At 45.8% G+C, this 389-nt stretch carries 1 CRISPR repeat array.

Features of this window, described 5'->3' with window-relative positions:
- Positions 1 to 29 precede the first annotated feature (29 nt).
- Positions 30 to 329: direct repeats of the CRISPR family, unit length 36 nt; unit sequence ATTATACCATACCAAGAACCACCGGGGAACTACAAC.
- Positions 330 to 389: the final 60 nt, after the last annotated feature.

Here is a 389-nt window from a genome sequence, read left to right as displayed (position 1 = left end):
AAATTTAAACTTATCGGCAGTTTCGGCTTATTATACCATACCAAGAACCACCGGGGAACTACAACATAAAGCGACTCTCTAAAGAGCTACAAAATATTATACCATACCAAGAACCACCGGGGAACTACAACAAGCTGTGCATTGCTGTTAACGCCCGCAGCATTATACCATACCAAGAACCACCGGGGAACTACAACGTAAAACGGTGCGTCAAAACCTTTTACAAGATTATACCATACCAAGAACCACCGGGGAACTACAACGTGTAGACAGCGCGCATCTCATTAGCGCGGATTATACCATACCAAGAACCACCGGGGAACTACAACTGCGGTCAGTGTCTTGGCTGCCGTTTGGATATTATACCATACCAAGAACCACCGGGGAAC

The sequence above is a fragment of the Phascolarctobacterium succinatutens YIT 12067 genome (genome assembly GCF_000188175.1).
Lineage (GTDB): Bacteria > Bacillota > Negativicutes > Acidaminococcales > Acidaminococcaceae > Phascolarctobacterium_A > Phascolarctobacterium_A succinatutens.
The sequence above is the reverse complement of the archived record's forward strand: the minus strand, read 5'-3'. Positions and strand labels throughout refer to the sequence as shown.